This is a genomic window from Cesiribacter andamanensis AMV16, assembly GCF_000348925.1.
In the GTDB taxonomy this organism is placed as follows: Bacteria; Bacteroidota; Bacteroidia; order Cytophagales; family Cyclobacteriaceae; genus Cesiribacter; species Cesiribacter andamanensis.
This window is the reverse complement of record NZ_AODQ01000192.1, coordinates 1-5,750: the sequence shown is the minus strand read 5'-3', so window position 1 is coordinate 5,750 and position 5,750 is coordinate 1. Positions and strand designations below refer to the sequence as shown.

Genomic DNA, 5,750 nt, shown 5'->3' with positions numbered 1-5,750 from the left:
GCCCACCGTTCATACAATACGCCACTTCCATCTATTTTCCCTCCTGCTTTTGCTGCTGTAAGATGTTTCTTAAACTTGATTTTTCTATCACTGAGCATACCAGCAATTGTATTTTACCAGGCATAGCATTGGGCTGCTGATTAACTGCATACGTCGAATGAGGGCAAAAAAAGCCCATTTCTGTTGAATTAAACCCCATTTTGAACTTCTTGCTGCCGGTATTGGATAATTACGGCCCGTCAATTCTACTTTTAGTGCCCCTGGCTAAGTGCCTATTTTTAAGCCTTCTATCAGCGTAAGGTATGGAGGCCTGCTACAGCTTTAATCCAAAAAATGCACATTCGTCCCCACACCTTTCGTGCGGCCTGCCCCGCAGAATTGTACCTCTTTTAGGGATGGAAATATTTTTATCTACCTTTCGAATACCAACACACGCAGTTTACCCTTTAACCAGATTGCCGTATGCAAGTGATTAAAAAAACCGCCCAGGCCCTGATCCTTAACCTGCTGATCATTGTATCCTTCTTTGTCTTTGTGAATTGCTTTGGCAAACAGGAGATTTGGCCTATCGTAGTTTCCGGCATGTTCCTGCTCAGCTTTCTGCTGATCAAAATCGCTCAGGTATCCAAAGGCGACGGCCGCAGAAGCAGCAGCCCGGGCTATTACCGCAGCCGCTAAGCCTTAGCTGATCTTACTCCAGTTTACAACCTCTTTTGTCTGGGCGTCTACCTGACGCTTAATGTTGCTGTTCTGAGCACTGTTTAGCTCAGGATCGTTCTCCAGCACATCAATTGCCGCCTGACGGGCCAGTTTCAGAATCTCCCCGTCTTTTGTCAGGTCTGCAATGGTCATGTCCATCAGGCCACTCTGTTGCGTGCCGGTAATATCGCCCGGCCCCCTGAGCTTCAGGTCTATATCGGCAATTTCAAATCCATTATTGGTGCGCACCATGGTTTCAATGCGAATGCGCGCCTCCTTGCTCAACTTTACGTCCGACATCAGGATACAGTAACTCTGGTCGGCTCCCCGGCCTACCCGCCCGCGCAGCTGGTGCAGCTGCGCCAGGCCAAAGCGCTCAGCATTTTCAATCACCATTACCGAGGCGTTGGGTACGTTTACCCCTACTTCTATTACCGTAGTAGCCACCATAATGTGCGTTTCGCCCTTGATGAAGCGCTGCATCTCCCATTCCTTCTCATCGGGCCGCTGCCGGCCATGCACAATGCTGATCTGGTACTGCGGCTGCGGAAAGGCCCGGGCAATGCTTTCGTAGCCATCCATCAGGTCCTTCAGGTCCAGCTTTTCCGATTCTTCAATCAGGGGGTATACCACATAGATCTGCCGCCCCAGGGCAATCTGCTCCTTCATAAAGCCAAAGACCCGCAGGCGGTGGCTATCGTAGCGGTGCACCGTTTTGATGGGCTTGCGCCCGGCCGGCAGCTCGTCGATGATGGAAATGTCCAGATCGCCATACAGCGTCATGGCCAGGGTGCGGGGGATGGGGGTGGCCGTCATCACCAGCACATGGGGAGGATACTCCCGGTTCTTTTGCCAGAGGCGGGCCCGCTGCGCCACGCCAAAGCGGTGCTGCTCGTCGATAATGGCCATGCCCAGGTTCTGGAACTGCACCGGATCTTCCAGTAGCGCATGGGTGCCCGCCAGGATGTGCAGGTGGCCGCTTTCCAGCGCCTCGTGTATCTGGCGGCGGGTCTTGGTTTTGGTAGAGCCGGTAAGCAGCGCTATGGTAAGGCCCATCTTTTTAGCAAAGGGCTTCAGGCCCTGGTAGTGCTGGGTGGCCAGAATTTCGGTAGGGGCCATCAGGGCCGCCTGCGCCCCGCTGCCCAGCGCCAGCAGGGTGCTGATAAAGGCTACAATGGTCTTGCCCGAGCCTACATCGCCCTGCAGCAGGCGGTTCATCTGCCGGCCGCTGCGCACATCGGCATATATTTCCTTGATCACCCGTTTTTGAGCGCCCGTAAGGTCAAAGGGCAGGTGATCGGTATAGAAACGGGTTAGCAGAGCGGGGTCGTTGAAGACCTGCCCCCGGTATTTTTCGGTACGGCTGAGCTTAAGGGTGAGCAGACGCAGCTGTATGTAAAACAACTCCTCGAATTTAAGCCGGTAGCGGGCTTTCTGCAGCTGTTCGTTCCCGGAAGGGAAGTGGATCTGCCGCATGGCCTCCCGCTTGTCCATAAGGCTGTAAAGGGCCAGCAGCGAGGCAGGCAGGGTCTCATGGATGTGCTCCAGGGCCAGCGCCAGCAGCTGCTCCTGCAGGCGGCTGATGCCCTTACTGTCCAGCCCCCGGATCTTAAGCTTTTCGGTAGAGGTATACACGGGCTGCAGGTAGCCGGTACGCTCGCTTTGGGGGCTGAGCAGCTCTATCTCCGGGTGGGCAATGGAGTACTTGCTGCCAAAGCGGCTGGGCTTGCCAAAGACCACATACTGCACGCCGGGCTTTAGCTGGCGGGCCACCCATTTCTGGGCCTGAAACCAGACCAGCTCCAGCTCGCCGCTGCCATCGGTAAAGTAGGCCACCAGGCGCTTCTTGCTCTTTTCCCCAATGGTTTCCATGGCCCGGATGTGGCCCCGGAGCTGCACATGAGGCAGGCTCTCATCCAGCTCGGCGATGCGGTAAAAGCGGGTGCGGTCTTCGTAGCGAAAGGGGTAGAACTGGATCAGATCGCCATAGGTAAACAGCTTGAGCTCCAGCTTGAGGAGATCTGCTTTTTGGGGGCCCACGCCCTTCAGGTATTCTATGGGGGTGCTGAAGAAACCAGACATAGGTGCTACAAACGCATTTCTGCCGGCCGGGCAGACGTACTACGCTATTTATCCTCCCACTCCAGCGTATTCAGCAGATGAATGATGTCCTTTTTCACATACTCGATCACCGGCTCCAGCGAGTCGTTTTGGGTGGCGGTGCGAAAATAGAGGGCGCCCCGCAGGAAGTGCCGGGTAGAATCGGTAATGAAGAACTGAAACTGGCTGGGCACCTCGCCGCTGAGCTCTTCTACCACGGCGGTTTTGCCGCTGGGGGTGGTAAGCACCGATTCTTCAATGGCAGAAGCCTTGATCTGGTGCTTGGAGGTAAGCTTATAGGCATCGCGCAGGTGCTCCTTCAGCTTTTTCTCCGAGCCCCCTATGGGCTTGTAGGTAAGCTGCACATTGGCATCCAGCGTGGGGTAGTAGAGGTTGATCCAGTAGCGCTCGGCAATCCAGCTGGTATCGGGCTTGATGCGGGCATGGCTGGAGTACTCAAAGGAGTAGGGAAAGCTATCGGGCAGAGCCCTGTACTGGTGCTCGGGCAGCTCAATGCGGTTGTAGGCCCGGGGTTTGGGTACGTAGGCAGTATCGCCCCCGCAGCTGGTTAGGGCCAGGCCAACTGCAAGTAGCAACAGAAGTAAGGAATGGGTGTTCATGCAGTGCAGTAAGTTCTCTATCAGAACTGCCCGGGGGGCAGCTATCGTATATTCAGAAAGCGAATGTAGCAAATTTAGGCCGTACTATAGCAGTGCGGCCGCTGTGCGGACGCCGTGCAGACGCAGTGGGGCCAGCGGCTCTTCTACTGCCAGGGGCTGGCTAGCGAGAGGCCTGCCAGCAGCAGCATGGCCAGCAGAGCAAGCAGGCAGGGCAGCAGCAGCAGCAGCAGGCGTCTTTTAGCGGGCATCACATCCTTAAGATGAGGCACGGATTCCCTTGGCGGCAGGCTCGGGCTGCATTTCCGGCACTGTAGGCTTAATAAGTACCCGTACCCGTTTGATACGTTTCAGGTCTACCGATACCACGGTAAACACAAAACGATCGAACTGGATCTTTTCACCCGCCCGGGGCAGTTTGTTGTTGATCTCCAGCAGCAGCCCGCCCAGTGACTCGCTCTCCCCTTTTACCGGCTCAAACACCGCCGGATCAATGGCAATGATCTTGCAGAAGTCGTTCAGGGATGTTTTTCCTTCAAAGATGTAGGTAGTATCATCCAGCTTATTGAAGGCCACATCTTCTTCATCAAACTCATCGTTGATCTCGCCTACAATCTCCTCAATGATATCCTCCAGGGTGATAAGGCCGGAAGTGCCGCCGTATTCATCCACTACCACAGCCACGTGAATGCGCTTGTGCTGGAAGTCTTTCAGTAGCGCATCAATCTTCTTGGTCTCGGGCACATAAAAGATGGGGCGCAGCAGCTCCTGCCACTTAAAGTGTTCGTTTTCCTGCAGGTAGGGCAGCAGGTCTTTTACATAGAGCACCCCCCGGAGGTTATCGATGGTCTCATCATAGACCGGCACGCGGGAGTAGCCCGATTTGTTTACCCGGTCCATCAGCTCATGAAAATCGTATTCAATGTCAAAGGCCGTAATGTCCAGGCGGGTACGCATGACCTGCTTTACGGTAAGGGTGCCAAAATTTACAATCCCCTTCAGAATTCCCTTTTCTTCTTCGGTTGTGCCCTGGCGGGTGGTAATGTCCAGGGCCAGGTTCAGGTGGTCTACCGTAATCTGATAGTCCTTACGGGAGATGCGCTTTTCAATAATGCCGCTAAAGCTCATCAAAAACCAGGCAAGGGGCTTAAACAGGGTTTCGGCCCCGCTCAGAAAGCCCGACATGCGGCGGGCAAAGCTCAGGTTATTGCTGGTGGCATACACTTTTGGCACCACCTCCCCAAAGAATACAATCAGCACCGTAACCAGAAAGGTGAGCAGCGTAATCACCAGCCCTTCGGTGGTGCGGCCGCCCACAATGCGCCAGGTAACAAAGGTAGAGAGCGTTACAATGGCAATGTTTACCAGGTTATTGAGAATAAGAATGGTGGCCAGCAGGCTGCGGGGCTTTTCCAGCAGGCGCAGCACTTTGCGGTCGGTAGCGGTGCCGCTGCGCTGGCACTCGGCCACATCTACCGCGCTAAAGGAGAAATAGGCCACCTCCGAGCCCGAAACCAGGGCCGAAAGCAGCAGCAGTACCACCAGGGCAATGCCGCTTACGGTATAAAAAAGCAAGTTAGAGGGGGTAGCCTCAACCTGCAGGGGAATCAGCAGGGAGGAGTCCAGCAGCACAAGGGGTACCCCCGCCCACCAGGCTGCAGGTGCAGCAGTGGTGGGGGTAGGTGTAGCCTGTTGACGACCGGCAGTGCTCGGGGATGGAGGCTCTGCCGGCTCGGTCTGGTAGGGGTCTTCTAAGGAATGATCCAAAGTGTACGTTTACGTTCAACCATTAGTTAAAAGGGCAGATCATCCTCCTCGCCGCCGCTGTTGAAGCTGGTAGGCTGAGGAGCGCTTTGCTGCGCCTGCGCGCCGGAGCGCTGCTGGCTGCTGCCCGAGTCATGCCCGCCCATGTCATTGCCATGGCTATCTGAGCGTCCGCCACCCCCACCCAGCATGTTCATTTGCTGGCCCATGATCTCGGTGATGTAGCGGGTCTGGTTATCTTTATCCTGGTAGCTCCGGGTGCGGATGCGTCCTTCCACATAAATAGAGCTGCCTTTTTTCAGGTAGCGCTCTATGGTATCTACAATAGGTCCCCAGAACACCACATTGTGCCATTCGGTTTGCTCCTGACGGTTTCCGTCGCGGTCTTTGTAGGTTTCTGTGGTAGCCAGGGGGAAGTTTGCCACCTTGCGGCCGCTTTCCATAGCACGCACTTCGGGGTCTTTGCCCAAATTGCCCACCAAAATAACTTTGTTTACTCCGCCATAAAAATTAAATAATTAATAAAGTTTACACCCTCTCAGCGAGGACAAAAGGTAACCATACAATATA

General features: G+C 54.9%; 4 protein-coding genes and 1 pseudogene. 1 reads left to right on the top strand and 4 read right to left on the bottom strand.

Features of this window, described 5'->3' with window-relative positions:
- The first annotated feature begins 462 nt into the window (after positions 1–462).
- Positions 463–678: a hypothetical protein gene (locus ADICEAN_RS20025; protein WP_009197492.1), complete on the top strand. Its 216-nt coding sequence runs from the start codon at positions 463–465 to the stop codon at positions 676–678.
- A 3-nt stretch (positions 679–681) separates the two neighbouring features.
- Here ADICEAN_RS20025 and recG read toward each other — a convergent pair whose 3' ends face one another.
- The 4 genes and pseudogenes from recG to ADICEAN_RS20005 all read right to left on the bottom strand — a co-directional run.
- Positions 682–2,781: an ATP-dependent DNA helicase RecG gene (recG, locus tag ADICEAN_RS20020; protein ID WP_009197491.1), complete on the bottom strand. Its 2,100-nt coding sequence runs from the start codon at positions 2,779–2,781 to the stop codon at positions 682–684.
- Between the two features lie 44 nt (positions 2,782–2,825).
- Positions 2,826–3,419 carry a gliding motility lipoprotein GldD gene (gene gldD / locus ADICEAN_RS20015; RefSeq protein WP_009197490.1) on the bottom strand — a complete coding sequence of 198 codons (594 nt, stop codon included), beginning with the start codon at positions 3,417–3,419 and terminating at the stop codon, positions 2,826–2,828.
- Between the two features lie 255 nt (positions 3,420–3,674).
- Positions 3,675–5,183, bottom strand: a complete 1,509-nt coding sequence (gene gldE / locus ADICEAN_RS20010; protein ID WP_009197489.1) for a gliding motility-associated protein GldE — start codon at positions 5,181–5,183, stop codon at positions 3,675–3,677.
- 26 nt (positions 5,184–5,209) lie between these two features.
- Positions 5,210–5,677: pseudogene (locus ADICEAN_RS20005) on the bottom strand (single-stranded DNA-binding protein); the annotation flags it as partial.
- Positions 5,678–5,750: the final 73 nt, after the last annotated feature.